A 24,245-nucleotide genomic window follows, 5' to 3' on the forward strand; every position below is an offset into this window, starting at 1 on the left:
TTGGCTATTTGCGGAGCCGACGGACCACGCGTCGCGCGGTCTGGTGCGCGGCGTTTAGGCCGAGCAGCGCCGCATGAATGAGCGTCACCACCGGATCGTGCCGCCGCAGCGGGATCAGCACGTCGCCGATCGCGAAGCGTCCGCGCCAGATCGGGTTGATCATGGGGTGGTCGGCGCTTGCCGTCGAGTCCGCGCTGGCGATGGCGGGATCGGCGCAGAGATGGCGGGTGAGGTCGAGCGTGAGCTGCACGCCCGGCGAATATTTCGCGAAGCGCTCGTCGATGCCGAGCTTGAAGAAGAAGGCGCGGTCCTGATGGCGCAGCACGATGCCGCTGGCGACCGGCGTCGTGCCGGCGCGAAGCGTGACGATCTCGCACTGCGCGGTTTCTGCCAGCGCCGGCACGGCGCGACGGATGAAGGTCGCATCGCCCGCGTGCTGGACCAGCGCGGTACCGCGCTTGCCCTTCCAGCCGCTGGCTTCGAGCTGCAGGAAATTTTCGAGCGCCCGTCCGATCTCGCCGGAGCTGCGCGCAACCTCGAACGCGACGGGGCCGTGCTCTTCCAGGCGATGGCGCTGGCGGCGCAACTCCTTGAGCTTCTTGGCGCCGAGCGCGTCTCGTAACAGCGTTTCGCCATCCTGCGTCGCATCGAGGCTGGCACGGATATAGGAGCTGAGGATTTTCGGCTTCAGGCCGTCGCGGTTCAGGATCTGCTCGAGCGCCTTCATCGCAGCGCCGTCGAGCGCGACGTCGTTCAGCACGAGCGCATGCGCGCCGGCCTCGCGCGCCTGCTGCAACAGATGCGTGGCCGCCTCCAGCGGAGCGTCGCGGTCGAGCAGCGGGCTGCACAGCGTGCCATAGGGATGCGCGCTCACCAGCGCGGGCAGGGGAATCTTCCAGGCGCGCCAAAGCGAGATCACCGGCATCAAGCCGATCAGCCGGGTCGAAGATCCGTCGAATGCAGGCAGCGCCGAGGCATCCGTGCGGCCGCCCGCGGTTGCGCTGACGGCGAGCTCCCAGGCGGGCAGGTAATATCCGTTGGGCTCGATCGCGCGCTGTGCAAGCGCGCGCCATTGGCCGGTATCGACTGCGGCAAGCGGGATGCGCGCGGGCGCGGCTCCGGCGTGCCTTGCCGATGCCGGATGGATCGTCGCCTGCTGCGCGGTGTCGACCACGTCCCGTTGTCCCCAAGCACGCGGACCAAGCCCGTGCTGCCTAGTCATGCTTAGCGCAAAGAATGGAAAATACAGTTGGGACGCTGCTTCAATTCGAGTGGTAGTATTAACGTCTCGTTGAGCGTCCGGCTGGCAGATCGGCAGTTGGACGATTGATGCGCAGGATCGCTTCTCGACCCGGAGGATCTAGATGATCGCCACACCTTTCACACCGCTGGCCTCACTTCTGGGCGGCGCGATGATCGGCCTCGCCGCCGTTCTGCTGATGTGGGCTACGGGGCGGATTGCCGGGGTCAGCGGCATCGCGGCTCGACTGTTTCCGCCCTATGAGGACCGCGAATTCGCCGGACGCCTCGCCTTCGTCGCCGGTCTCGTCACCGCGCCCGTGCTGGTGCGGCTCGTCACCGGAGACCTGCCGGCGCAAACCATCGCGGCGGGGCCGGCCGTCCTGATCCTTGGCGGATTGCTGACGGGCTTCGGTTCGGTGTGGGGCAGCGGCTGCACCTCGGGACACGGCGTTTGCGGCTTGTCGCGGCTGTCGGTGCGCTCGCTGGTCGCGACCATGACCTTCATGGCGGCCGGCATGGCGACCGTCTTCGTGATGCGGCACTGGAGCTGATCGCGATGGTAATCCTCGTTCAATTCGCGATCGGGCTGATCTTCGGTGTCGGCCTCATCGTTTCCGGCATGTCGAACCCGGCCAAGGTGCTGAACTTTCTGGACATCGGCGGCATTCCGGCGGGGACATGGGATGCGAGCCTCGCCTTCGTGATGGCAGGCGCGGTGGCTGTGACCTTCATCGGCTTCAGCCGCGTCCTGAAACTCGCGCGCCCGTTCTTCGCCGATCGATTTTATCTGCCGACACGGCGAGACATCGATCCCAGGATCGTCGCAGGTCCCGCGATCTTCGGCGTCGGCTGGGGATTGGTGGGCTTCTGTCCGGGACCGGCGCTGACCGCGCTCGGATTCGGGTCGCTCTCCGCGGTCATCTTCGTTGCGGCGATGTGCGGCGGCATGGTGCTGGCCCGTTTCATTGCTCACCTGCCGCCAGTGTCTCGCTTCGTCACGCCGGCCGATCCGCTAGAAACCTGAAGGACAAGCGCTAGCTCGTCAAGCTCGGTGCGACGCGCCAAGAGATCGAGAGACGCTCGGCATGGCCGTCTACATGGACGGCGGGCCATCGCTGTATGCCGCCGACGCGATCGCGGCCTACGAGCAGTTCCAGCAGCACGCTGTGCCCGCCTGACGCTGGTCAGACCGCGCACGTGAACAGGACCGGGCGAATCCGCCCGGTCCCGCTCATCATTCGTCTTGGAGCGACTACCAGCGATCGTCGCCGACACCGACGCCCACGCTGACGCCCGGTGCGCGAATGCCGACACCGCCGCGCGGACCGTCGTCCCAATCGCGGTAGGTGCGGCGCTCGTAGTAACGGTCGCGCGGCATCGTCGCGTAGGAGTCGCGTACGATCACGCGCCCGCCGCGGCGACTGCGATAGCAATTGCCGGCATCGTCACAGACCAGCCGCACCTGCTGGACGAGATCGGGATTGGTGTATTCGCTGCTGGTATAGATATCGGAAGCCTTCGCCCCCGAGGCGGCTGCCAAGGCACCCACGCCCGCCAATAGCGCAACAGTCAACGTCCTCATCATGTCCTCCTCGAATCTGCCCTCGGCGGTAACAAGAAGGGCAGGCGGTGATCGTTCCCGGCCAGGACGCTGGTTTTTCCCGGAACCGCATCGTCAAGGGCAGGTTCCTAGATCGGCTCGTACGTCTCGGTCCCGCAGATGTCGTCGGCTTCCGCCCGCCGGCGGTCCACAACCTTCCCGCCGTTGATGGTCACGATGTAGGTCTGAGCGCCGAGCGGCGAGCCGGTCGCGGAGGTGAGCTGCGCGCGGACGCAGGCCGTCCAGCCCGGTCCTCGCACCTCACGATGGGGCGGCGCGACGTGCACCTCGCGCGGATAGGACGTTGCGAGAAAGACGAAGTCGATCTGCTCGCGCACCACGCGCTTGACGTCGGGAGGCGCCTCGGGCGGCGGCTGCTCCGCCTCTTTCATGCGCATGAACTCCGGCACCGGCGCGCGGCTGTCGGCAAAGCCGCAGCCAGCGAGCGCAAGGGCGCCGGCGAGCAGCGCCGCATGAACAACAATCCGCAACATCCGTGGAGGCCCCCTGCGGGCCAACACATAGGCACGAATGCGATCCGGCGAAGTCCCTGCCGATCAAGATTTGCTGAAGCCTTGGAGCCCGCGGCATTGCTATTCCGCGATTGCCGGCTAGTTTGTGCCCCAGATGAGGGGGATTGCACCAATGAGGATTCTGGTCATCGCGGCCGTGGTCTTGGCACTGACAGCGGCTTCGGCGCAGGCGCAGGGCCGGCGCCAGCCCAGCGACGGAGCCAAGCCGGCGGACACCACGCCCAAGATCGACGAAAAAGCCTACAAGGCCGCGCTCGAGCGCATTCCGGAGCCCAAGGACAAGTACGACCCGTGGGGCGGCGCCCGCCCAAGCGAACCCTCCAGGAAGCCGAAATGAAGTGATGTGGATGTTGCGGACCTGCCTGTGGGGTTCGGCCGCGCTCGCACTTCTGTTGTCTGCAGTGCGGCCGTGCTCCGCCTGGGAGAGTTGGGGCGGCGATATCGGCGGCTCGCGCTTCTCGCAATTGCGGGAGATCACGCCGGACAATGTCGGGCAGTTCGTCCGCGCCTTCGAATTTCACACCGGCGATCTCACCGCGCGCCCGCCTGAACTGATGCGGCGGACCAAATTCCAGGCGACGCCGCTGTTCGTCGAGGACAGCCTCATCTTCTGCTCCGCCTTCAACGAGGTGATCGCGCTCGATCCCGGCACGGGTGCGCAGAAATGGCGTTTCGATCCCAAGATTGCGACCAATCAGCGTCCTGCCAATCGTTATGTCTGCCGCGGTGTCACCTACTGGGTCGATGATCAGGCGCCTGCGAATGCCGCCTGCCGGTCGCGCATCTTCATGGGCACCAACGATGTCCGCCTCATCGCGCTCGATGCGAAGACGGGAATTCCCTGTACCGATTTCGGCAAGGGCGGTGAGATCAAGCTCGAGATCGACATGCAGCTGGAATGGCCTGGCGAATTCCAGATCACCTCGCCACCGGCCACCGGCCGCGGTATCGTTGTGGTCGGCTCCGCGATCGGCGACAACCGCCGTGTCGACGCGCCGAGCGGCGTCGTGCGCGCGTTCGATGCGCGCAGCGGTGAGCCGCGCTGGACCTTTGAACCGCTCCAGCGCGACGGCATTGAAGCCGGCCACGCCAACGTCTGGGCGCCGATGTCGGTCGACGAGACGCGCGGGCTCGTTTTTCTGCCGACGACCTCGCCGTCACCGGACTTTTGGGGCGGCAGGCGGCGGGGCAACAATGAGCATGCCAATTCGGTGATCGCGTTGCGCATCGAGACCGGCGAGCTGGTGTGGGCGTTCCAGACCGTGCATCACGACGTCTGGGATTACGATCTGGCGGCGCAACCGACGCTCACGCGCATCGACACCGGCGAGGGGCAGCGCGATGTCGTGATCCAGCCGACCAAGCAGGGCTTTGTCTTCGTACTCGACCGCGACACCGGCAAGCCGGTCTGGCCGGTCGAAGAGCGCGCGGTGCCGCAGGGCGGCGCGGAAGGCGAGGTGCTGTCGCCGACGCAGCCATTCCCGACGCATGTGCCGGCACTGATGTCGCAGACGATCTCGCCCGATGATGCGCTCTCGCTATTGCCGGGCCTCGGCCGTTCGTCATGCGAACGTCAATTCGCGGAAGCACGCAACGAGGGTCTGTACACGCCGCCCTCGGTGCAGGGCACGCTGGAATTTCCATTCACCGGCGGAGGTGTGAACTGGGGCAGCGCGGCCTTCGACCCGGTCAATCAGATCCTCTATGCCAACACCAGCCGCGCCGCTCATCTCATCAGGCTGATCCCGCGCGCTGAGGCGGCCGGATTCAATCCGCCGCCCGGTCACGATTTTGGCCAGCAGCGTGGCGCGCCCTTCGCGATGTCGCGTGCAGTGGTGATGTCGCCGCTCGGGCTGCTCTGCAACAAGCCGCCCTGGGGTGAGATGGTCGCGGTCGATCTGAGGGCCGGAAAGATCCTCTGGCGTTCGACCGTCGGCACCACCGAGGATCTGGCGCCGCTCGGGCTGCCGCTGCCCTGGGGTGCGCCGCTCGTCAACGGGCTGGCGGTCACCGCCGGCGGGCTCGTCTTCACCGGCGCGATGGACGCTTACTTGCGCGCCTTCGATGCGCGCAGCGGCAAGGAGCTGTGGCAGGGCCGGCTGCCGGTGCCGGGCGTCGCCAATCCCATGACCTATTTCTGGAAGGGCGAGCAATATGTCGCGATCGGCGCCGGCGGCCATTCCGAGGCAGGCACCTCGATCGGCGACAGCGTGGTGGCGTTCCGTCTGGCGCGCGCAGGCGAGGCGCCGTCGCTCTGGTCGCGTACGATCGATCGTCCAGGCGGACGATTTGTTCGGGTTCATCATTGATCACGCTCGCGATCATCACGCTCGTGATCGCAAGTCTGCGCTGGCGCCGCTCTCGTCGTACCACGCAATCATGATCGTGTTGTGCATGTGATGCGAACGCTCGTTCACATCGCGAATGCTTCCTGTCCCGACATGATTGCATCGAGAGCCGCGCTGCGTTTTGCGCTTCCGCGGTTCTCTCATTTTTCAGATCGCGTTCACCCCGGCAGCATCGCGAACGCGCTCGACACCATCGCGACCGGCTTGTTGTCGGCGGCGGAGAGCAGCGTAACACGGCCAAAGCTCATGGTGCGCCCGAGCCGCACCACGCGCGCGTCCGCCAGCACGTCCGTTGAAGCGACCGCGCGCATGAAATGCGTGGTCTGGTCGACCGTGGTCATGGGGCGGTAGCCGCGATTGGCGGCGAGGATCGCGATCACCATCGCGGTGTCGGCGAGCGCCATCAGGGCCTGGCCGCAGACCACGCCGCCGTTCCGGCACAGTCGCTCCGAAAACGGCATGCGCAGCAGCGCCCCCGGTTGCCAGTCCGCTACGTCTGCCGGCTGCGCGTGCTCGACGCGCTCGACCGCGAGGTCGAGGTCCTGGACCCAGGGCGCAAAAACCTCGCCGAGGATGCGTCGGGCGTCGGCGAGGCCGAACTCGGCTTCTGGCTGCATTTGCATTGCTGTCGCGCTCTCCTGTGTTGCCGGATGTTTCGCCTCATTGTGCGCCCATCGGCGCGGCAAAGTCACCCGGTCTCGCGCCGGCCCCCTCGGCTTGAAAATGCCTGACTTGGCCCGGTATGATGCCTCGCTTGGGTACGGGTGGATGATGTTGCGTCGGTGTGTCCTCGTCTTTTGCATGGCCACGCTCGGTCTCGCGCTGAGCGGGTGCACTAAATGCGGTCCGATCTGGGACGACTGGCTGCATGCGCCCAAATCGTGCAGATCGGATCGGCTCTAGCGTGCCCACGCGGCCTCGAGCGGCTCCGGATCGCGACCGGGCTGCGACAAGGATGACACGGCGCGGGACGGTCCGCGCCTCATGGATGATCAAGGAGTTGACGATGAAGCTTTTCCGTTTGGCCGCGGTGCTGGCCGTGCTGGCGGGACCTGCCTACGCGCAAATGCCCAATCTCAATTTGCTGCAGGAAGGCCCGGGCAAGACCCCCGAGGAGAAGGCTGCCGAAGCCGAGCGTGAAAAGGCCTACAAGGAAACGCTGAAGAAGATTCCGGATTCCAAGGCGTCCAACGATCCCTGGGGCGGCATGCGCTCCGATCCGCCGAAGCAGCCGGCGGCACCGAAGGCGTCGGCCGCAACCAGCGCGCCGAAGAAGACCAAGGGCGGCACGGCGGCCAACTGACCGTACGCGCCATTCGGGGGGCGACACACGCCTTTCGGACAGGACTCCTCTTGATCCGGCCCGCGCCCTACATGTGGCTGAGCGTAGCGCGTAGAGGAGGGCATGACATGGCCGATCGTCCGCGGGATCTCGCCGAGCGGATGGCGCGCCGGCGCAAGATGGCCGGCAAGCCGGGCCAGACGGCCGGCGACGGCTATCTGCGCGAGACCTTCACGCTGCCGCGTGCTGAGGCGCGGGAAAGGGCGCAGGCCTTCTTTGCCCGCTACCCCAAGGCCGGCTATATGAGCGCGGTCGAGACCTGGCGCGAGCTGCCCGGCGGCGATATCGAGTTCACCATGCGGCGGCTGCCCAGCGCGGACTGACGCGGGCCTGATCCGAAAGGCCTTGCTAGTCGAAGGTTTCGGCAACGATGCGGATCCGGAACACCGGCTCCTTGGCCTCGTCCAGCAGTTCCATGTGCCATTCGGAATTTTCCTGGAGCTTGCGGGCGATGCCGGCGCTCATGTCGGCGCAGACACTCGTCATCTCTTTCCAGGCCGCATTACGATCGGCAAACTCCGTCGCCTGCTCGGCGCAACCGGAATGACGGCCGTTGCGGATTCGGAAGAAATAGAGCGGCATGGCTGGCACCGATCGCGCACATGGTGCCTCGCCCCCAAGGCCCTGGGCGCGTACAGTGCAATCCCAAACCACCGTCAGATCAATTCCGGGTGGCTACGGACAAACCTCAGAAAACCGCGTGGCGCGCTGCTTCGCTTGGGAGCATTGCCGATCTCTCCCGGCCGGTTGAGGCCGTCTTTCGCGCGATCTCCTTCAGCTCCCGATCGATGCGCAGCTGCACGCGCCGGATCGCCAGCCGGTCAATCTTCGTCTCGGTCCTGCCGGTCTTGACCTGCTCGCCGATGCGGAACTGCCACTGCCAGACTCCGGGAATCGCTTGTCTTGGCCACGGTGAACTCGACGCCCCCGTGATTCATGGTCGCCTCCCACGATTTACCTTTCATGCCTGCAAACATGTTGGGCGTCACAATAGTCACAATATTCCAGAGACAAGCAAAATCTGCCGCAAGCCGCGAAGCACAGCCGGCTAGCGCTGGTATTCCGTGGTTCTCCGACCATGAACAGAGTTCCTGAAATCCGTCCAAAAGCATGCGGGCGCCGGGCAGGGCGTGCCTGCAAGGTGGCGTTCCAGAGCCGCTCGAGGTGACGGCATGTGCCTTGCTTGCCTGATCACGGCAAGCAACCGTGGACGCCTCATGCTCGGCATTCCCCGCCGCTATTCTCATTTCGTTTTCGGAGTCATCCAGTCCGGACTGACCTCGCTGATCGCGGCGGGCATCGCCAGCTTTCCTGCAGGCAGCCCGATGATCTTCGTTCGGCACTGGATGGTGTCGTGGCTGATCGCATGGGCCGCGATGCTGCCGATCGTGCTGCTGGCCGCGCCCGCGATCCGCGCCTTCTCGCTGCGCCTGACCCGGGAGGAGCGAGACCCGCGCGCCGCCGGCTGGCATGAAAAGGCCCCGCCTGGGGAGAGCCAAGCGGGGCAGAGAGTTATTGGAGGCTGAGGTGCTGGGCTGCAACACCATAGCCGGGCGACCCTAGCCGGTTCAGCTTACGGCAGCCTGACAGGCGGCGCGTCCGGATCTGGCCTGGTCTGGCGGCTGGCCGGATCGGCCGCCGTGAAGGTCGCGATCGAAAGGCCGCAGACAGGCCCCGCACCGGTCCCAATTTCGACATCCGCTCGCACCACTGCGGACACACGCATCGGCAAGATCTGATCCGTTCGGCGCAGCCATGGGGGAAACGTGGCGCGCCGAAAACGGGGTGGCATCATGGATAACGTAGAGCGGTCATTCGCCGCCGCGACGGCGGCTGGCTTCGTCGTGCTGGTCATCGGCCTGGTGCTGCTCGCGGTGCTGTAGAGGGGTACGCCCGCCGAGGAATGGAGGCCGCGCCTTCCAATGGACGGCGCTGGGCACAGCGCGACTTTCAAAAAATTGGAAAACAACCCCATGCACAGTAGGGTGCTGGGAAATTTCCTTGATCTGCCAATAGCTTGCAGGTAGTATTTAGATACCTTAAGTGTCCGCGCGCCCGTCTTTTCGACCATGCAGCCCGACGCGCGAGGCCGGATCGAGATCTGGCGATCCCCCTTTGGACCGGCCGCCTGCCGCCCCACCGCGGGGCGGGGCGCTCCGGAGGCCGGTCCTGGCGGAGCCTAGTGGATCTTGAATTCGTTCAGCGGAAGATGGAGCTCGGCGGCGCGCTCTTCACGGTCCTTCTTGCGGAATTCGTTTTCCTTGCGCTCGAACTTCACCATCTCCTCGCGCGCTGCCTCCAGCAGCGGATTGCGCCTGATCGCATCATTGTGCGTGTTGTCGTCGGTCATGGTTACGATCCCCAGAGTTGCGGTCCCATCCCCCAGAAGCCGGAGACCGCGAAAAGGTTCGGTGCCGTAGGATTACGGAAAGATGACGACACGCCGGCCGCGCATTCTTGATGCGGGTCATGGATCGAGCGCCGTCGGTGGCATTGAGGGGGGCCCAATCGGGTACTGTCCTAATTAGGACACCCGCGAGGGCAGACTAGGAGACCCCCACAGCAACAACGTCGCCCGCTTGCAATACGGCGGGCGACGTTGGTCCAGCCCCGGGAGGGAATCGCAAAATCCCGGATGCTGTCACTCTGGCTGATAGCTCCGGAATAGTCTGTTCGATATCCGACACCCGCAGAGGCGGATTAGGACAGTCCGTTATGCGCCAGTCTCTCTGGACTCGTTGTGAGAGGTTAGCCCATCCGTCAGATTTGCAAGACGTTCAATATTCTCGTCTGTTTTGCAGGCAGCATCAGAGTTTCCGAGTCAAGATCGCAAAAGAACATATTGCGAACCTGGAACAAATAGGGTACATTGTTTTTATCGCCGGCCCGCCTCTCAATCGTTTGTCCCCCTAGCGAATCCTCGCCATAAGGAGCACGACCCAATGTCCGCAACTGCCCTGCGTATCGTCGAAGGATCTTCCATGGACAAGAGTAAAGCTCTGGCCGCCGCGCTCTCTCAGATCGAGCGCCAGTTCGGTAAGGGCTCGGTGATGAAGCTCGGCAAGAACGACCGGTCCATGGACATCGAGGCGGTGTCCTCCGGCTCGCTCGGGCTCGATATCGCGCTCGGTATCGGCGGCCTGCCCAAGGGGCGCATCGTCGAGATCTACGGGCCGGAATCCTCCGGCAAGACCACGCTGGCGCTGCATACGGTGGCGGAAGCGCAGAAGAAGGGCGGCATCTGCGCCTTCATCGACGCCGAGCACGCGCTCGATCCGGTCTATGCCCGCAAGCTGGGCGTCAACATCGACGAGCTCCTGATCTCGCAGCCCGACACCGGTGAGCAGGCGCTGGAGATCTGCGACACCTTGGTGCGCTCCGGCGCAGTCGACGTGATGGTGGTCGATTCGGTCGCGGCGCTGGTGCCGAAGGCCGAACTCGAGGGCGAGATGGGCGATGCGCTGCCGGGTCTTCAAGCGCGGTTGATGAGCCAGGCGCTGCGCAAGCTGACCGCCTCCATCAACAAGTCCAACACCATGGTGATCTTCATCAACCAGATCCGCATGAAGATCGGCGTGATGTACGGCTCGCCGGAAACCACCACCGGCGGCAATGCGCTGAAATTCTACGCCTCCGTCCGCCTCGACATCCGCCGCATCGGTGCGATCAAGGAGCGCGACGAGGTGGTCGGCAACACCACGCGCGTCAAGGTGGTCAAGAACAAGCTGGCCCCGCCCTTCAAGCAGGTCGAGTTCGACATCATGTACGGCGAGGGCGTTTCCAAGATGGGCGAGATCCTCGATCTCGGCGTCAAGGCCGGCATCGTCGAGAAGTCCGGCGCCTGGTTCTCCTATGACAGCCAGCGCCTCGGCCAGGGCCGCGAGAACTCGAAAGCGTTCCTGAAGGCCAATCCCGATATCACCGCCAAGATCGAGACCGCGATCCGCCAGAACTCCGGCCTGATCGCCGAGCAGATTTTGGCCGGCACGCCCGAGCGCGACGCCGACGGCGAGGAGCCGGCGGACGAGTAAGCCTTAACGCGGAAAGTTTTTCGCGAGGAGCGGGCACTGAGGACGTTGAGTTGCCGACGTCTTCGGTGCCCGTTTTGTTTTGCAGTTCTAGTCCCCGATACATTCTCAGGTTGCATCGTCACGTCGACCAACACTAGGCTTGGTCAACGCTTGCTAGCGTCAGTTCATGAGTAAATGGGGCAGGTCATGCTTGTTGTTCAAACGCGGCACGCCAAGCGCACGCGCAAATATTCGATGCTGATGGCAATCGTTCTGTTGGGAATCAGTTCGCTCGCCGGGCTCGGCGCGCTTCTCACGCTGCGCTGGGATTCTCTTCCGGGGAAAAAGTAGGACCATCGGGGAGAGGGCAGCGTCATGACACGACGCATTGTCACGACAGACTCGTCCATCGCCGGCGCCATTCAACGAGCCGGCATCGCCGGCCTCGTGATCGCGATCGAGCGCCGGCTCGTTTGGGGACAATTGCCGTCTGATGCGGAGCTTGATGCGTTTTTCGCGCCACGCACGACGCAGTCGCACGGGCTTCATTGGCTTGACGATACGCCGCCCTGGCGCCTCGAGGAATCAGGTGCGAAGGATCGAGGATTCATCGAACTGCTGGGAGAATACGACTCGGTTGAGTTTTGGCGGGGACCAGGGCCAAATGGCCAATTAATCCTGCTCTGGCTGCTCGATCATTGGTGCCGCCGACGCGATGCGAATCCCGCCTTTGTCGTCCGCGCTCTGTTCTTGGGCGTCGGGGACGTCGACCCACCGCGAAGGGAATCCTACCCGCCGGTCGTCCGGATCACACCTCTCCAACTCAAATCGGCCAGCCGTGCATGGCGGGCCTATTGTGCGCCGACCCCGCAAAGCTGGTGCAATCTCACGAATTTGAGCTGGCTGCCTAACCTTGCTCCTGACAGGACAGCTCTTCTCGAAGAGCTGCCGCGCCCGGCTTCGGGCCTTGGAGCCACGGAGCTGCGGATACTCCAGCTCATCGCCCGGGGGCGGCCTGCAGCCCTTCGACGTCTTTCCGGGACATCACAAGCGCAACGAGCGTCGCGTCTTCGACTATTGGGAGGTGGGCGCGCTGCTCGACGGGCTCGCGCGCTGTCCGGTGCCGGCCGTATCCGGGCTGGAGGAGGGGCCGTTTACGCTCGACATGCACAACGATGCTGTCCGTCACGCCCGGTACAAGCAATCCCGCCTGTCACTTACGGATCTCGGGAATGCGGTGCTGGCAGGAGAGGCGGATTTCCTCCAGCACAACCCGATCCATCGCTGGTGGGGTGGGACGGAACTCACCAACGAAAAGCTTTGGCGGTGGGATCCTGAGACTCGCTCGTTGATCGCGCCTCGCTAAGGTGGGTGCGCGTGGCTCTCAGTCTTCGTGAATTGCGCATCAATTTTGAGAGGCGTCCGTGTCCCATTTGATCTTATCCACGAACCATCTTGACGAAGACGTGCTTCGCCAGTCGCGCCTCGCGAATGTCGTGCTTGGATTCTATCTACGCTTCGTGTGGAGGAAATTGCCTCCCGAGGAACAGCTCTTGATGGGGCTGGAGCGCCGTTCGGCAAAGCACGGCAATTCCGGCGATCATTGGCTCGATGATTCCTGTCGTGGTTCGCTCGACGGTTTCGGCACGCGCGATATCGGTTTCTTCGAGCTGTGCGCCAAGTTCGATTCAATTGAAATATGGGTCGATTCTCGCCCTAACGATCAGCTGGTGCTGGTCTGGTTGCTGGACCTACTTCGCCCGTACAAAGAAATCACGACGAAGCTGAGCCTAGTGCACACGGACGATCATGTTGCGCACTATGCTCCAGAATCCGTCGCAAAGTGGAAGCTGCCGGCCTTCGAGGTGACCGAGACCCATTTGGTGACGGCAAGCCGCGCCTGGCAAGCCTATCGGGCTGAAACGCCAAAGCCCTGTTTCGATCTTCTGATGACGGATCTGACGATCCTGCCGAGACTTCGGCCGGCACTCATCGCGTTGCTTGAAGAGCTTCCGGACAGTGTGACGGGCCTAGGTGCGAGCGAAATGGATATCCTGGACTTCGTGAACGATGGGCACACGGACCCAAGGCGTGTCACCGAGGCGTGGTGGATGCGCGATGTGTTCGACGAAAACGACGCGCGCGATGCCTTGCTGGAACTGGGGGCGTATTCGGCGCCGCCGGTCTTGTTAGGCGATCCGGCGTTCGACAATGAGGATCGTTACTTCGGCAGGAGCGAGTGGAAGGTCACGCTGACTGAACTCGGGCGCTCCATCTTTGCGCGCGAGGACGATATGTGGCGCCACAACCGAATCTATCGCTGGTGGGGCGGGACGGAGCTCACCAACGAAAAGCTCTGGCGATGGGATCGCGAAAGCCGATTGTTGATTGCGCCCTAGCGGCGCATTCGATGCCGTAGGGTAGGCAAAGGCGCACTTGCGCCGTGCCCACCATCGTCTAACGCGGCGAAAGGTGGTGGGCACGCTTGCGCTTTGCCCACCCTACGAGACCGCCGTCGCGTCCTACTCCGCAGCTTCCGCGTAGTCGCTCACCGGCGGGCAGGAGCACACCAGGTTACGATCGCCGTAGACGTTGTCGACGCGGCCCACGGGGCACCAATATTTGTCGGTGCGCGAGATGCCGTCCGGGAAGCAGCCTTCGCTGCGGGTATAGGCACGCTTCCAATCGTCGTCGGCGATGTCGTGCACGGTGTGCGGGGCGTGGCGCAAGGGCGAAGCCTCGATTTTGAAGCGGCCGGCCTCGACCTCGGCGATTTCTTTCCGGATCGCGATCATGGCATCGCAGAAGCGGTCGAGCTCGGCCTTCGATTCCGATTCGGTCGGCTCGATCATCAGCGTGCCCGGCACCGGGAAGCTCATGGTCGGGGCATGGAAGCCGTGATCGATCAGGCGCTTTGCGATGTCGTCCACCGTAACACCAGACGTCGTCTTCAGCGGACGCGGATCCACGATGCACTCATGCGCGACGCGGCCCCTCGCATTCTTGTAGAGCACCGGGAAATGCGGTTCGAGGCGCGCTGCGATGTAATTGGCGTTGAGGATCGCGATCTCGGTGGCGCGTTTCAGGCCTTCGCCGCCCATCATCAGGATGTAGATGTAGGAGATGGTGAGGATCGAGGCCGAGCCGACCGGAGCGGCCGAGACCGGGCCGACCGGTGCGGCGCCGTTCGTTGCCGGGTGGCCGGGCAGGAACGGGGCGAGATGCGCCTTGACGCCGATCGGGCCCATGCCGGGGCCGCCGCCGCCATGCGGGATGCAGAAGGTCTTGTGCAAATTGAGATGGCTGACGTCGGCGCCGTAATCGCCGGGCCGCGACAAGCCGACCTGCGCATTGAGGTTGGCGCCATCGAGATATACCTGGCCGCCATGGCCGTGCACGATGTCGCAGATCTCGCTTATATGCTCCTCGAACACGCCATGCGTCGAGGGATAGGTGATCATCACAGCGGCGAGATCGTTGGAATGCTTCTCCGCCTTGGCGCGGAGATCATTGACGTCGACGTCACCGTTCTTCTCGCAGGCGACCACCACCACCTCCATGCCGACCATCGCGGCCGAGGCGGGATTGGTGCCGTGGGCGGAGGAGGGGATCAGGCAGATCTTGCGGTGGCTTTCCCCGCGCGCCGCGTGATAGGCGCGGATCGCGAGCAGGCCGGCATATTCGCCCTGCGCGCCCGAGTTCGGCTGCAGCGAGATCGCGTCGTAGCCGGTGATGTCGCACAGCCATTTTTCCAGCCGCGCGAACAGCGCGTGATAGCCGGCCGCCTGCTCGCGCGGGACGAACGGATGCAGGCTGCCGAATTCCGGCCAGGTCAGCGGCATCATCTCGGTGGTCGCGTTCAGCTTCATGGTGCAGGATCCGAGCGGGATCATGGCGCGGTCGAGCGCGAGGTCGCGGTCACTGAGCTTGCGCATGTAGCGCAGCATCTCGGTCTCCGAGCGATGCGCGTGGAAGACGGGATGGGTGAGGAACGCGGTCGTGCGCTTCAAGCCGTCCGGCAGCGCCTCGCGCGTCGCTGCATCGATCTCGGCATAGGCGAGCGTGCCGCCGAAAGCGCGCCAGACTGCTTCCACGGTCGCGGGCGTCGTGGTCTCGTCGAGGGCGATGCGCAAGGTGCCATGGCCGAGGCCGAGATTGATCTTCTCGGCGGTCGCGCGCGCGATGATCTCGTCGCGCTTGCCGCCGGCATCGACCATCACCGTATCGAAGAAGCTGTCGGATTGCGGCGCGAAGCCGAGCTTGCGCAGGCCGGCCGCGAGCACGGCGGTGCGGCGATGCACGTTGCGGGCGATCTGCATCAAGCCTTCGGGGCCGTGATAGACCGCATACATCGAAGCGATGACGGCCAGCAGCACCTGCGCGGTGCAGATGTTGGAGGTCGCCTTCTCGCGGCGGATGTGCTGCTCGCGGGTCTGCAGCGCGAGACGATAGGCAGGTGCCCCGCGCGAATCCACGGAGAGGCCGACGATACGGCCGGGCAGCGAGCGCTTCAGCGCATCGCGCACCGCCATATATGCCGCGTGCGGCCCGCCATAACCCATCGGCACGCCAAAGCGCTGGGCAGAGCCGATCGCGATGTCGGCACCGAGCTCGCCGGGCGAGGCGAGCAGCGTCAGTGCCAGCAGGTCGGCGGCAACGATCGCGAGCGCGCCCCTGGCCTTCAACGACGCGATCGCGGGCCTGAGGTCGCGCAACGCGCCGGAAGAACCCGGATATTGCAGCAGCGCGCCGAGCACGTCTGATTTGTCGAGATCGGTGAGGGGATCACCGACCACCAGATTCCAGCCGAGCGGCTCGGCGCGGGTGCGCATCACCGCCAGCGTCTGCGGATGCACGTCCTTGTCGACGAAGAAAGCTTTTGCCTTCACCTGCGAGTGCCGCTCAGCGAGCGCCATCGCCTCGGCCGCCGCGGTCGCTTCATCGAGCAGCGAGGCGTTGGCGACGTCGAGCCCGGTGAGGTCGCAGATCATGGTCTGGAAGTTGAACAGCGCCTCCAGCCGGCCCTGGCTGATCTCGGGCTGGTAGGGCGTATAGGCCGTGTACCAGGCCGGGTTCTCCAGGATGTTGCGCTGGATCACCGCAGGCAGGATGGTGCCGGAATAGCCCTGGCCGATCAGCGAGGTGAAGACCTGGTTCTGGGCTGCGAGCTCGGCCATATGCGCGATCGCCTCGGTTTCGCTGAGCGGCTTGCCGAGATCGAGCGGCGATGCCTGCCGGATCGAGGCCGGCAGCGTCTCCGCCATCAGCGCATCGACGCTCTTGGCGCCGACCGTTTCGAGCATTGCGGTGACATCGCGCACTGAGGGGCCGATGTGGCGGCGAACGAAACTGGCGGCGGTGTCGCCATTGGATTTGCGGTGCGCGGTCATCATGGGTCCTCGCTAGGAGTTGCTGTCATGCCCCGCCAAGGCGGGGCATCCAGTAAACGCAGGCGTTTCGGCTAGGGCCGATGGGCCGCGGCGTACTGGATCACCCGCCTTCGCGGGTGATGACACTGAGAATGAGGTTAGAGTTCTCGTCATCTCACGCCGTATGCGCCTTGTAGGCGGCTTCATCCATGAGGCCGCCGAGCTCGCTTTTGTCGGCGATCCTGATCTTGAAGAACCAGGCCGCGCCTTGCGCGTCCGAGTTCACCAGCGCCGGTTCGGCGGCCAGCGCCTCGTTGGTCTCGAGCACTTCGCCGGTAACAGGTGCGTAGACGTCGGAGGCGGCCTTGACCGATTCCACGACGGCGGCGGCTTCGGCCTTCTTCAGCGCGCGGCCGACCTTGGGCAGTTCGACGAACACGACGTCGCCGAGCTGCTGCTGCGCGTAATCGGTGATGCCGACCGTGGCGGTATCGCCGTCGATGGCGAGCCATTCGTGGTCGGAGGTGTACAGCGTCGTGGTCATTGTCTCGTCCTCAGCGTTTGTAGGTGTTTTTCACGAAAGGCATGGCGGCGACTGCGAGCGGCAGTCGCTGACCGCGCACCTCGGCGAAGAGTTTTGTGCCGAGCGCGGCGAGGCTCGCAGGCACGTAGCCCATCGCGACCGGCGCGCTCAGGCTCGGGCCGAAACCGCCCGAGGTGACTTGTCCGATGGGCTCGCCGCCCGCAGCGTCGGCAAAAAGTAGCGCGCCCTCGCGCACCGGCGCGCGGCCCAGGGCGAGCAGTCCGACGCGGCGGCGGGGCGCGCCGCCATCGAAATGGGCGAGGATCTTCTCTGCGCCGGGAAAACCGCCGGCGCGCGTCCCGCCGCTGCGGCGGCTCTTCTGTACCGACCATTCCAGCGCGGCTTCGACCGGCGTGGTCGCGGTGTCGATGTCGTGGCCGTACAGGCAGAGCCCGGCTTCCAGCCGCAGGCTGTCGCGGGCGCCCAGGCCGATCGGCAGCACGTCCGGATTATCCAGCAGCATCTTGGCGAGGCGTTCGGCATCGGCGGCGGGAACCGAGATCTCAAAACCGTCCTCGCCGGTGTAGCCGGAACGCGAGACGAAGCACTTGATGCCGGCAACCTCATGCGGACCGGCGTCCATGAACTTCATCGCCGGGGCCTCTGCACAGAATTTCGCCAGCACCGTTTCCGCCTTCGGGCCCTGCAGCGCGATCAGCGCGCGGCCTTCCAGCGAATCGATGATGCAGTCGCCAGAGAGATTCGCGCGCAGATGCGCCTCGTCCTCAGCCTTGCAGGCGGCGTTGACGACCAGGAACAGGTGATCGCCGAAATTGGCGACCATGAGGTCGTCGAGAATGCCGCCATCGTCATTGGTGAACTGGGCATAGCGCTGCCGCCCCGCGGCGATCGCCACGATATCCTGCGGCACCAGCCGCTCCAGCGCGCGGGCGGCGTCCTCGATCCTCCCGGATTTCGGCCGGAGCGCGATCTGGCCCATATGGGAGACGTCGAACAGGCCGGCGGAGGCCCGGGTATGAAGGTGCTCCTTCAGGACGCCCGCGGGGTACTGCACGGGCATGTCATAGCCCGCGAACGGCACCATCTTGCCGCCCAGGGACACATGGAGGCTGTGGAGGGGTGTACGTTTCAGGGAGTCTTGGTTATTCGCTAGCATCTAAGGGGCCCTCGGCGGTTCCCGGGGAGGATTCCCCGATGGACACCGGTCGAAGCCCCATCTGTCGCTGTGCCTGAGAGTATTATCCCGTCGGCGGACGCAGTCCGGGTCTTATGCCCGTCGGCGCCTCTTTCCAGATGCTGTCAAAGCCACGCGGTCCTTTTGCCTGAGAGTTTCCGGGGCGGTTGCTCCTTCGGCGCCGGCACCAGTGCCGGTCTCTCCCGACGTGGCCGTACGATACAGATGGGTAGAGACCACAGGCCGGCCAAGCCTGTCAACGCGACTTCTGTGCCTTTCAACGGGATTGCGCGCCTGCGGCAACCCTCTGATCTCCTTGCACAGTTTCTGGACAGCGAAGCTGGCCTTGTCTAAAAGCGCTTTGGCCCGCAGATATCAGCCTTAATTTCCGGTTTGGACGGCGGCAGCGGGCCCAAGCATACCCGATTGGATGAACATGAGCGGCGTCAACGAGATCAGGTCGACCTTTCTGAACTTCTTTGCCGAGAACGGCCACGAGGTCGTGCCGTCCTCGCCACTCGTGCCGCGCAACGACCCGACCTTGATGTTCACCAATGCCGGCATGGTGCAGTTCAAGAACGTCTTCACCGGCGTCGAGAAGCGCCCCTATCAGCGCGCCACCACCTCGCAGAAATGCGTGCGCGCCGGCGGCAAGCACAACGACCTCGACAATGTCGGCTACACCGCGCGCCATCTCACCTTCTTCGAGATGCTCGGCAATTTCTCGTTCGGCGACTATTTCAAGGAGCGCGCGATCGAGCTCGCCTGGAAGCTGATCACCTCCGAGTTCGGGCTGAAGAAGGACAAGCTGCTCGTCACGGTCTATCACACCGACGATGAGGCGGCGGGCCTGTGGAAGAAGATCGCGGGCTTCGCCGACGACCGCATCATCCGTATCCCGACTTCGGACAATTTCTGGGCGATGGGCGACACCGGGCCGTGCGGCCCTTGCTCGGAGATCTTCATCGACCGCGGCGAGCACATCTGGGGCGGGCCTCCGGGCTCGCCGGAGGAGGACGGCGATCGCTTCCTCGAATTCTGGAATCTCGTGTTCATGCAATACGAGCAGGTGACGAAGGAGGAGCGCGTGGATCTGCCGCGTCCCTCGATCGACACCGGCATGGGCCTGGAGCGCATGGCCTGCATCCTCCAGGGCGTCGAGAGCGTGTTCGAGACCGACCTGTTCCGTAACCTGATCGACGCGACCGCGTCCGCGCTGGGCAGCGGACCGACCGAGCAGAATGCGGCCTCGTTCCGCGTCATCGCCGACCACTTGCGCTCCTCGGCCTTCCTCGTCTCCGACGGCGTGCTGCCTTCGAACGAGGGCCGCGGCTACGTGCTGCGCCGGATCATGCGGCGGGCGATGCGCCATGCGCAGCTGCTGGGTGCGAAAGAGCCCTTGATGCACCGGCTGGTCTGGGCGCTGGTGCGCGAGATGGGCCAGGCTTACCCCGAGCTGATGCGCGCGGAGAAGCTGATCGAGGAAACGCTGCGGCTGGAAGAGACGCGCTTCCGCAAGACGCTGTCGCGCGGCTTGGCCATCCTCGATGAGAAGAGCGCAGGTCTGAAAAAGGGCGACATGTTCGACGGCGACGTCGCCTTCACGCTGTACGACACCTATGGCTTCCCGCTCGATCTGACGCAGGACGCGCTGAAGTCGCGCGGCATCGGCGTCGACCAGGCTTCGTTCAACGACGCCATGGAGCGCCAGAAGGCCAAGGCGCGCGAGTCCTGGAAGGGGTCTGGTGAAGCGGCTTCCGAGGCAATCTGGTTCCCGCTGCGTGAGAAGCTCGGCGCCACCGAATTTCTGGGCTACGAGACCGAGAGCGCCGAGGGCGTCGTCTCCGCCCTGGTCAAGGACGGCCAGGAAGTTGCCAGCATCAAAGCCGGCGAGACGGGTTCGATCGTGCTCAACCAGACGCCGTTCTATGCGGAGTCCGGTGGTCAGGTCGGCGACACCGGCGTGCTGACGGGGGAGGGCGGCCTCAAATTCCGCGTCACCGACACGCAGAAGAAGCTCGGCGATCTCTTCGTTCACATCGGCGCGGTCGAGAGTGGAGAGCTGAAGCTCGGCGCTGCGCTGCAGCTCGAGGTCGATCATTCGCGCCGCTCCTCGATCCGCGCGCATCACTCGGCGACGCATCTGATCCACGAGGCGCTGCGCCAGGTGCTCGGCGACCACATCGCCCAGCGCGGCTCGCTGGTCGCACCCGACCGGCTGCGCTTCGACTTCGTGCATCCGAAGCCGATCACGGCCGAGGAGCTCGCTCGCGTCGAGGATATCGCCAATGACGTGGTGCTGGAGAACGACGAGGTCACCACTCGCGTGATGGGCGTCGACGAGGCGCGGGAGGCGGGAGCGCGCGCGCTGTTCGGCGAAAAGTATGGTGACGAGGTCCGCGTCGTCTCGATGGGCAAGACCGCGCGCGAGCGCGGCGCCAACGCGCTCGGCTGGTCGGTCGAGCTCTGCGGCGGCACCCATGTGAGGCGCACCGGCGACATCGGCCTGATCACGCTGACCAGCGAGAGCGCGGTCGCCTCCGGCGTGCGCCGCATCGAGGCGCTGACCGGCAATTATGCGCGCAGGCACGCCAACGAGACCATGGCGCTGGCGAAGACCGCGGCGAACGAGCTGCGCACCTCCCTCGACGACGTGCCGGCGCGCATCGCCGCGCTGATGGAGGAGCGCAAGAAGCTGGAGCGCGAGCTCTCCGACGCACGCAAGAAGCTGGCGATGGGCGGTGGCGCTGCCGCCGGCAGCAATGGCGCTGCCGCGAGCGTGCGCGAGGTCGGCGAGGTCAAGCTGATGGCGCGCGCCGTCGAGGGCATCGAGATGAAGGATCTCAAGAGCCTTGCCGATGACGGCAAGAAGCAGCTCGGCTCGGGGGTCGTCGCCATCGTCGGCGTCACCGAGGACGGCAAGGCCGGTGTCGTGGTCGGCGTCACGCAAGACCTCACCGCGCGCTTCAACGCCGTGAACCTCGTGCGCATCGCGTCCGAAGCGCTCGGCGGCAAGGGCGGCGGCGGCCGGCCCGACATGGCCCAGGCCGGCGGCCCCGATGGGGCCAAGGCGGCCGCGGCGCTGTCGGCGATCGAAAAAGCGATGGCGGGCGCTTAAAGCCTCATGTCCACCGTTCCGCGAGGACGTGGGCTTCGCGATCCGAACTTACGGGATCGCCTCTACGAATTGCTGGAGCACGATCCGCTGGCCTATTCGGTCGGGTCGCGCTTCATCCAGCTGATCATCGGCGTGGTCGTGCTCAATGTAGCCGCGATGATCCTCGCCTCGGTGCCGGAGCTCGACGCCCGGTTTGGCGCGCTGTTCGCAGGCATCTCCATCCTGTCCGTGCTCGTGTTCGCGCTGGAATATGCGGCGCGGTTGTGGACGGTGGCGGGGCATACCCAAGGCAGAGGATCGGCGCTGTCGGACCGGCTGGGCTATGCCTTTTCTGCGCTCGGCATCATCGATCTCATGGCGTTCCTGCCAGCGGCAATCGTGCTCGCGACCGGCCGGCACGCGACGCTGGCAGCCCTCGGCGTGCTGCCGTTCTTCAAGCTGATCCGTTATTCGCCGGCGATGCGCTCGCTGCTCGCCGCGGTGCATGCCGAGCGGCGGGCGCTGATCGGCTGCATCGTCATCCTGATCGGCGCGGTGCTGACCTTCGCCTCGCTGCTCTATGCCATCGAGCGCGACGTGCAGCCGGACAAGCTCGGCACCATCCCGCAGGCGATGTGGTGGGCGATCGTAACGCTCGGCACCGTCGGCTACGGCGACGTCGTGCCGCTGACGCCGCTCGGCAAGTTCATCTCCACCTTCGCCATCATCTCGGGCTTCGCCATGATCGCGCTGCCGGTCGCGATCATCTCGACCGCATTCGCGGAAGAGGTGAAGCGGCGCGATTTCGTCGTCACCTGGGGCATGCTGGCGCGGGTGCCGCTGTTCTCGCATCTGGCGGCCGCGGAGATCGCCGACATCATGCGGCTCTTGCGGGCGCGCACCATCGAGCAGGGCGAGATTCTGGTGCGACGGGGCGATCCGGCGTCGTCGATGTATTTCATTACCGCCGGCGAGGTCGAGATCGCGCTGCCGAGCCAGCATGTGCGGCTATCCGACGGCACCTTCTTCGGCGAGATCGCGCTGCTGCACAAAACCAAACGCAGCGGCACGGTAACGGCGACGCGCAAGACGCGCCTGCTGGTGCTCGATGCCCAGGATTTTCACGCCCTGATCGCGCGCATGCCGACGCTTGCCGCCCACGTCCACACCACTGCCAAGGCAAGGCTTGCCGACAGCGGCGATCTCGCGCTCGCCGAGCTGGCGCAGGCGGAGAAGGAAGGCGGGGGACGCAGCGAATAGCTTCGCTGCATTCCTATCAGCTGAGAACGGCGATGAACTCGCCAGTGTCCGTCATTGCGAGGAGCGCGCGACAAGATTGCAAGGCAATCTTGTCGCTGAAGCGACGAAGATTCCATGGGGAGTGGATAGCGACCAGGTCTGAGGCCAGACTGAGGGTTGCTGAATCCATTCAACCTGGAGACGACGATGTTGCTCGATCATCCTTCCGACGGACTGGCCGCTATCCGCACGCAGTTTGGCGCAATTTTTGTGTCATTGGAACTGAGCCGTTCGACATGGCTGGTCACTTCGCTGTCGCCCTGCAAGGGCGAGAAGATGTCCAAACGCAGCATGAAGGCCGGCGACCTTTCGGAACTGTTGAAGCTGTTTGCGGAGCTGAAGCGCAAGGCGCAGGCGCGAACGGGTGAGAGCTATCCGATCATCGCGATCCAGGAGGCGGGGCTGGACGGGTTCTGGCTTCACCGCGCCCTGCAGCAGGAAGGCATCGAGAGCCACGTAGTCGATCCGGCCTCGATTGCGACGCCGCGCCGGCGCCGGCGGGCCAAGACGGACCGGCTGGATGGCGAGACGCTGTTGCGGACGCTGCTGGCCTACAAGCGCGGCGAGGTACGGGTCTGCGCCATGGTCGTTGCGCCCTCTCCGGCAGAGGAGGACCGCCGTAGGCTGTGCCGCGAGCGAGAGACCTTGATCGCGGAGCGGATCGAGCATGTGAACCGGATCAAGGGTCTTCTGTTCGCGCAAGGGATCTTCGACTACGCGCCGCTGCGGCGAGACCGGCGGAAGCGGCTGGAGGCCTTGCGGACGGGCGACGGGCGCGCCTTGCTGGCGCATCTGAAGGCGCAGATCAGCCGCGAACTCGACCGGCTCGAACTGCTGCTCGACCAGATCACGGCGGTGGAGCGCGAGCAGGATGCGTTGCTGGCCGCGAGCAAGGCGGCGGGGGAGAAGACCGTATCGAACCCGGTGGCAATGCTGCTCGAACTGAAGAGCCTGGGCCCGAACTTCACGGCCGTTCTCTGGTCGGAGGCCTTTTACCGGCAGTTCGCCAACCGCCGCCAGATTGCATCCTATGCCGGCCTTGCAGCCACGCCATGGCGCAGTGGCGGCATCGAGCGCGAGCAAGGCGTGTCGAAGGCTGGCAATCCGCGCCTGAGAACCACGATGATCCAGCTCGCCTGGCTCTGGGTACGCCACCAGCCTCAATCGGCTTTGACCCAGTGGTTCAAGGTGCACAGCCAACGCGGCCGCAAGCGCGCGATCGTGGCGCTCGCGCGCAAGCTGCTCGTGGCCCTCTGGAAGTACGTGACCGCGGGCGTGGTGATCGAGGGAGCCGAGATAAAGGCCGCCGCCTGACACCACGCTCCTCAGCCTCAAAGCCAATCCGCCGAGATTGATCAGCCTCGGCCGATCCGGGTGGACGAACCGATGGATTGCATGGCTTCAAACGCCGTAACGAAGAATGGTCTCGTCCTCTCGAGCCTGCCCGCCGCAAGCGGAACTTGGTGCAGCCGCCGCCGCGCGGCGACCGAATGTGAGTTTGATCTGGCAAGCAAACCAGATTGCAAAAACCGGCTCGACCCTTGGATCGCCTGACGAAAAGGAGTTATCCGCCCGCTGCCCCGACTGCCAAAGCCTGATGGCGTGCTCGCTCGAGTCAAGGCCAAGTCGCTTCGCGACGGCCCTACGGGCCGACCTTGACTCGATCTGCGCGCGCCATCCTACGTGC

Annotated in this window: 23 protein-coding genes, 3 pseudogenes and 1 riboswitch; of the genes and pseudogenes, 15 read left to right on the plus strand and 11 right to left on the minus strand. The window is 64.9% G+C overall.

Going from position 1 to position 24,245, the window contains the following annotated elements; all coding sequences use genetic code 11:
• Nucleotides 1–4: 4 nt before the first annotated feature.
• Complete coding sequence (locus tag P6U27_RS12765; protein ID WP_129145410.1) at nucleotides 5–1,174, minus strand: GNAT family N-acetyltransferase; 1,170 nt, start codon at nucleotides 1,172–1,174, stop codon at nucleotides 5–7.
• Between the two features lie 190 nt (nucleotides 1,175–1,364).
• Here P6U27_RS12765 and P6U27_RS12770 point away from each other — a divergent pair, with 190 nt between their 5' ends.
• From P6U27_RS12770 to P6U27_RS12780, 3 genes and pseudogenes are all read left to right on the plus strand, one after another.
• Nucleotides 1,365–1,793, plus strand: a complete 429-nt coding sequence (locus tag P6U27_RS12770; RefSeq protein ID WP_407194148.1) for a YeeE/YedE family protein — start codon at nucleotides 1,365–1,367, stop codon at nucleotides 1,791–1,793.
• A gap of 5 nt (nucleotides 1,794–1,798) precedes the next feature.
• Entirely contained in the window at nucleotides 1,799–2,266 is a 468-nt protein-coding gene (locus tag P6U27_RS12775) for a DUF6691 family protein (RefSeq protein WP_122402456.1), read from the plus strand.
• A gap of 14 nt (nucleotides 2,267–2,280) precedes the next feature.
• Nucleotides 2,281–2,420 (plus strand): annotated as a pseudogene (locus P6U27_RS12780) (carboxymuconolactone decarboxylase family protein); the annotation flags it as partial.
• Between the two features lie 74 nt (nucleotides 2,421–2,494).
• Here the strand turns inward: P6U27_RS12780 and P6U27_RS12785 are convergent.
• Nucleotides 2,495–2,827 carry a hypothetical protein gene (locus P6U27_RS12785; protein WP_122402457.1) on the minus strand — a complete coding sequence of 111 codons (333 nt, stop codon included), beginning with the start codon at nucleotides 2,825–2,827 and terminating at the stop codon, nucleotides 2,495–2,497.
• Nucleotides 2,828–2,931: 104 nt separating this feature from the next.
• The gene (locus P6U27_RS12790; protein ID WP_407194149.1) at nucleotides 2,932–3,336 is read right to left on the minus strand and encodes a hypothetical protein; all 405 of its coding nucleotides are present in this window, start codon (nucleotides 3,334–3,336) and stop codon (nucleotides 2,932–2,934) included.
• 151 nt (nucleotides 3,337–3,487) lie between these two features.
• On the opposite strand from P6U27_RS12790, the gene P6U27_RS12795 reads away from it, so the two are divergent.
• Nucleotides 3,488–3,712 (plus strand): hypothetical protein, encoded by a 225-nt coding sequence (locus P6U27_RS12795; protein WP_407194150.1) that lies wholly within the window; start codon nucleotides 3,488–3,490, stop codon nucleotides 3,710–3,712.
• A 10-nt stretch (nucleotides 3,713–3,722) separates the two neighbouring features.
• Nucleotides 3,723–5,758: pseudogene (locus P6U27_RS12800) on the plus strand (pyrroloquinoline quinone-dependent dehydrogenase).
• A 123-nt stretch (nucleotides 5,759–5,881) separates the two neighbouring features.
• Here the strand turns inward: P6U27_RS12800 and P6U27_RS12805 are convergent.
• Nucleotides 5,882–6,346: a PaaI family thioesterase gene (locus P6U27_RS12805; RefSeq protein WP_129145405.1), complete on the minus strand. Its 465-nt coding sequence runs from the start codon at nucleotides 6,344–6,346 to the stop codon at nucleotides 5,882–5,884.
• A gap of 383 nt (nucleotides 6,347–6,729) precedes the next feature.
• On the opposite strand from P6U27_RS12805, the gene P6U27_RS12810 reads away from it, so the two are divergent.
• Complete coding sequence (locus P6U27_RS12810) at nucleotides 6,730–7,026, plus strand: hypothetical protein (RefSeq protein WP_407194151.1); 297 nt, start codon at nucleotides 6,730–6,732, stop codon at nucleotides 7,024–7,026.
• Between the two features lie 107 nt (nucleotides 7,027–7,133).
• Nucleotides 7,134–7,388 carry a hypothetical protein gene (locus P6U27_RS12815; RefSeq protein WP_122402461.1) on the plus strand — a complete coding sequence of 85 codons (255 nt, stop codon included), beginning with the start codon at nucleotides 7,134–7,136 and terminating at the stop codon, nucleotides 7,386–7,388.
• A gap of 25 nt (nucleotides 7,389–7,413) precedes the next feature.
• Here the strand turns inward: P6U27_RS12815 and P6U27_RS12820 are convergent, their stop codons facing one another.
• Both P6U27_RS12820 and P6U27_RS12825 read right to left on the minus strand, forming a co-directional pair.
• A complete protein-coding gene (locus P6U27_RS12820; RefSeq protein ID WP_122402462.1) occupies nucleotides 7,414–7,647 on the minus strand; it encodes a DUF6894 family protein in 234 nt (77 codons plus the stop codon).
• A 106-nt stretch (nucleotides 7,648–7,753) separates the two neighbouring features.
• Nucleotides 7,754–8,003 (minus strand): annotated as a pseudogene (locus P6U27_RS12825) (hypothetical protein).
• A 279-nt stretch (nucleotides 8,004–8,282) separates the two neighbouring features.
• Here P6U27_RS12825 and P6U27_RS12830 point away from each other — a divergent pair.
• Complete coding sequence (locus P6U27_RS12830; RefSeq protein WP_407194152.1) at nucleotides 8,283–8,591, plus strand: DUF2798 domain-containing protein; 309 nt, start codon at nucleotides 8,283–8,285, stop codon at nucleotides 8,589–8,591.
• 47 nt (nucleotides 8,592–8,638) lie between these two features.
• Here the strand turns inward: P6U27_RS12830 and P6U27_RS12835 are convergent, their stop codons facing one another.
• Together P6U27_RS12835 and P6U27_RS12840 are read right to left on the minus strand one after the other, a co-directional pair.
• Nucleotides 8,639–8,791 carry a hypothetical protein gene (locus tag P6U27_RS12835; protein WP_164937144.1) on the minus strand — a complete coding sequence of 51 codons (153 nt, stop codon included), beginning with the start codon at nucleotides 8,789–8,791 and terminating at the stop codon, nucleotides 8,639–8,641.
• Between the two features lie 453 nt (nucleotides 8,792–9,244).
• Entirely contained in the window at nucleotides 9,245–9,415 is a 171-nt protein-coding gene (locus tag P6U27_RS12840) for a hypothetical protein (RefSeq protein ID WP_164937143.1), read from the minus strand.
• 592 nt (nucleotides 9,416–10,007) lie between these two features.
• On the opposite strand from P6U27_RS12840, the gene recA reads away from it, so the two are divergent.
• The 4 genes from recA (at nucleotide 10,008) to P6U27_RS12860 (ending at nucleotide 13,474) form a co-directional block, all read left to right on the plus strand.
• On the plus strand, nucleotides 10,008–11,096 hold the full coding sequence (gene recA, locus P6U27_RS12845) for a recombinase RecA (RefSeq protein WP_129145402.1): 1,089 nt from the start codon (nucleotides 10,008–10,010) through the stop codon (nucleotides 11,094–11,096).
• Nucleotides 11,097–11,270: 174 nt separating this feature from the next.
• Complete coding sequence (locus P6U27_RS12850) at nucleotides 11,271–11,426, plus strand: hypothetical protein (protein ID WP_160118816.1); 156 nt, start codon at nucleotides 11,271–11,273, stop codon at nucleotides 11,424–11,426.
• A 733-nt stretch (nucleotides 11,427–12,159) separates the two neighbouring features.
• Nucleotides 12,160–12,441, plus strand: a complete 282-nt coding sequence (locus P6U27_RS12855) for a hypothetical protein (RefSeq protein WP_245509643.1) — start codon at nucleotides 12,160–12,162, stop codon at nucleotides 12,439–12,441.
• Nucleotides 12,442–12,499: 58 nt separating this feature from the next.
• Nucleotides 12,500–13,474: a hypothetical protein gene (locus tag P6U27_RS12860; protein WP_244607957.1), complete on the plus strand. Its 975-nt coding sequence runs from the start codon at nucleotides 12,500–12,502 to the stop codon at nucleotides 13,472–13,474.
• Between the two features lie 123 nt (nucleotides 13,475–13,597).
• Here P6U27_RS12860 and gcvP read toward each other — a convergent pair whose 3' ends face one another.
• From gcvP to gcvT, 3 genes are all read right to left on the minus strand, one after another.
• Entirely contained in the window at nucleotides 13,598–16,465 is a 2,868-nt protein-coding gene (gene gcvP / locus P6U27_RS12865; protein WP_407194445.1) for an aminomethyl-transferring glycine dehydrogenase, read from the minus strand.
• A 154-nt stretch (nucleotides 16,466–16,619) separates the two neighbouring features.
• On the minus strand, nucleotides 16,620–16,988 hold the full coding sequence (gene gcvH, locus P6U27_RS12870) for a glycine cleavage system protein GcvH (protein WP_122402466.1): 369 nt from the start codon (nucleotides 16,986–16,988) through the stop codon (nucleotides 16,620–16,622).
• 10 nt (nucleotides 16,989–16,998) lie between these two features.
• Nucleotides 16,999–18,144: a glycine cleavage system aminomethyltransferase GcvT gene (gene gcvT, locus P6U27_RS12875; protein ID WP_122402467.1), complete on the minus strand. Its 1,146-nt coding sequence runs from the start codon at nucleotides 18,142–18,144 to the stop codon at nucleotides 16,999–17,001.
• 145 nt (nucleotides 18,145–18,289) lie between these two features.
• Nucleotides 18,290–18,378: riboswitch (glycine riboswitch) on the minus strand.
• 220 nt (nucleotides 18,379–18,598) lie between these two features.
• Here gcvT and alaS point away from each other — a divergent pair.
• The 3 genes from alaS to P6U27_RS12890 all read left to right on the plus strand — a co-directional run bounded on the left by alaS (nucleotide 18,599) and on the right by P6U27_RS12890 (nucleotide 23,872).
• Nucleotides 18,599–21,280, plus strand: coding sequence for an alanine--tRNA ligase (gene alaS / locus P6U27_RS12880; protein ID WP_407194153.1), 2,682 nt, complete (start codon nucleotides 18,599–18,601; stop codon nucleotides 21,278–21,280).
• Nucleotides 21,281–21,286: 6 nt separating this feature from the next.
• Nucleotides 21,287–22,519 carry a cyclic nucleotide-gated ion channel gene (locus tag P6U27_RS12885; RefSeq protein ID WP_209295453.1) on the plus strand — a complete coding sequence of 411 codons (1,233 nt, stop codon included), beginning with the start codon at nucleotides 21,287–21,289 and terminating at the stop codon, nucleotides 22,517–22,519.
• 186 nt (nucleotides 22,520–22,705) lie between these two features.
• Complete coding sequence (locus P6U27_RS12890) at nucleotides 22,706–23,872, plus strand: IS110 family transposase (protein WP_407119947.1); 1,167 nt, start codon at nucleotides 22,706–22,708, stop codon at nucleotides 23,870–23,872.
• Nucleotides 23,873–24,245: the final 373 nt, after the last annotated feature.

This window comes from Bradyrhizobium sp. STM 3566, assembly GCF_045571445.1.
Lineage (GTDB): Bacteria > Pseudomonadota > Alphaproteobacteria > Rhizobiales > Xanthobacteraceae > Bradyrhizobium > Bradyrhizobium vignae.

What these genes read in the sequence shown, in the direction of transcription:
- P6U27_RS12770 (WP_407194148.1), top strand. Translation starts at nt 1,365, where the DNA reads ATGATCGCCACACCTTTCACACCGCTGGCCTCACTTCTGGGCGGCGCG.
- P6U27_RS12775 (WP_122402456.1), top strand. Translation starts at nt 1,799, where the DNA reads ATGGTAATCCTCGTTCAATTCGCGATCGGGCTGATCTTCGGTGTCGGC.
- P6U27_RS12785 (WP_122402457.1), bottom strand. Translation starts at nt 2,827, where the DNA reads ATGATGAGGACGTTGACTGTTGCGCTATTGGCGGGCGTGGGTGCCTTG.
- P6U27_RS12790 (WP_407194149.1), bottom strand. Translation starts at nt 3,336, where the DNA reads ATGTTGCGGATTGTTGTTCATGCGGCGCTGCTCGCCGGCGCCCTTGCG.
- P6U27_RS12795 (WP_407194150.1), top strand. Translation starts at nt 3,488, where the DNA reads ATGAGGATTCTGGTCATCGCGGCCGTGGTCTTGGCACTGACAGCGGCT.
- P6U27_RS12805 (WP_129145405.1), bottom strand. Translation starts at nt 6,346, where the DNA reads ATGCAAATGCAGCCAGAAGCCGAGTTCGGCCTCGCCGACGCCCGACGC.
- P6U27_RS12810 (WP_407194151.1), top strand. Translation starts at nt 6,730, where the DNA reads ATGAAGCTTTTCCGTTTGGCCGCGGTGCTGGCCGTGCTGGCGGGACCT.
- P6U27_RS12815 (WP_122402461.1), top strand. Translation starts at nt 7,134, where the DNA reads ATGGCCGATCGTCCGCGGGATCTCGCCGAGCGGATGGCGCGCCGGCGC.
- P6U27_RS12820 (WP_122402462.1), bottom strand. Translation starts at nt 7,647, where the DNA reads ATGCCGCTCTATTTCTTCCGAATCCGCAACGGCCGTCATTCCGGTTGC.
- P6U27_RS12830 (WP_407194152.1), top strand. Translation starts at nt 8,283, where the DNA reads ATGCTCGGCATTCCCCGCCGCTATTCTCATTTCGTTTTCGGAGTCATC.
- P6U27_RS12835 (WP_164937144.1), bottom strand. Translation starts at nt 8,791, where the DNA reads ATGCGTGTGTCCGCAGTGGTGCGAGCGGATGTCGAAATTGGGACCGGT.
- P6U27_RS12840 (WP_164937143.1), bottom strand. Translation starts at nt 9,415, where the DNA reads ATGACCGACGACAACACGCACAATGATGCGATCAGGCGCAATCCGCTG.
- recA (WP_129145402.1), top strand. Translation starts at nt 10,008, where the DNA reads ATGTCCGCAACTGCCCTGCGTATCGTCGAAGGATCTTCCATGGACAAG.
- P6U27_RS12850 (WP_160118816.1), top strand. Translation starts at nt 11,271, where the DNA reads ATGGGGCAGGTCATGCTTGTTGTTCAAACGCGGCACGCCAAGCGCACG.
- gcvP (WP_407194445.1), bottom strand. Translation starts at nt 16,465, where the DNA reads ATGACCGCGCACCGCAAATCCAATGGCGACACCGCCGCCAGTTTCGTT.
- gcvH (WP_122402466.1), bottom strand. Translation starts at nt 16,988, where the DNA reads ATGACCACGACGCTGTACACCTCCGACCACGAATGGCTCGCCATCGAC.
- gcvT (WP_122402467.1), bottom strand. Translation starts at nt 18,144, where the DNA reads ATGCTAGCGAATAACCAAGACTCCCTGAAACGTACACCCCTCCACAGC.
- alaS (WP_407194153.1), top strand. Translation starts at nt 18,599, where the DNA reads ATGAGCGGCGTCAACGAGATCAGGTCGACCTTTCTGAACTTCTTTGCC.
- P6U27_RS12885 (WP_209295453.1), top strand. Translation starts at nt 21,287, where the DNA reads ATGTCCACCGTTCCGCGAGGACGTGGGCTTCGCGATCCGAACTTACGG.
- P6U27_RS12890 (WP_407119947.1), top strand. Translation starts at nt 22,706, where the DNA reads ATGTTGCTCGATCATCCTTCCGACGGACTGGCCGCTATCCGCACGCAG.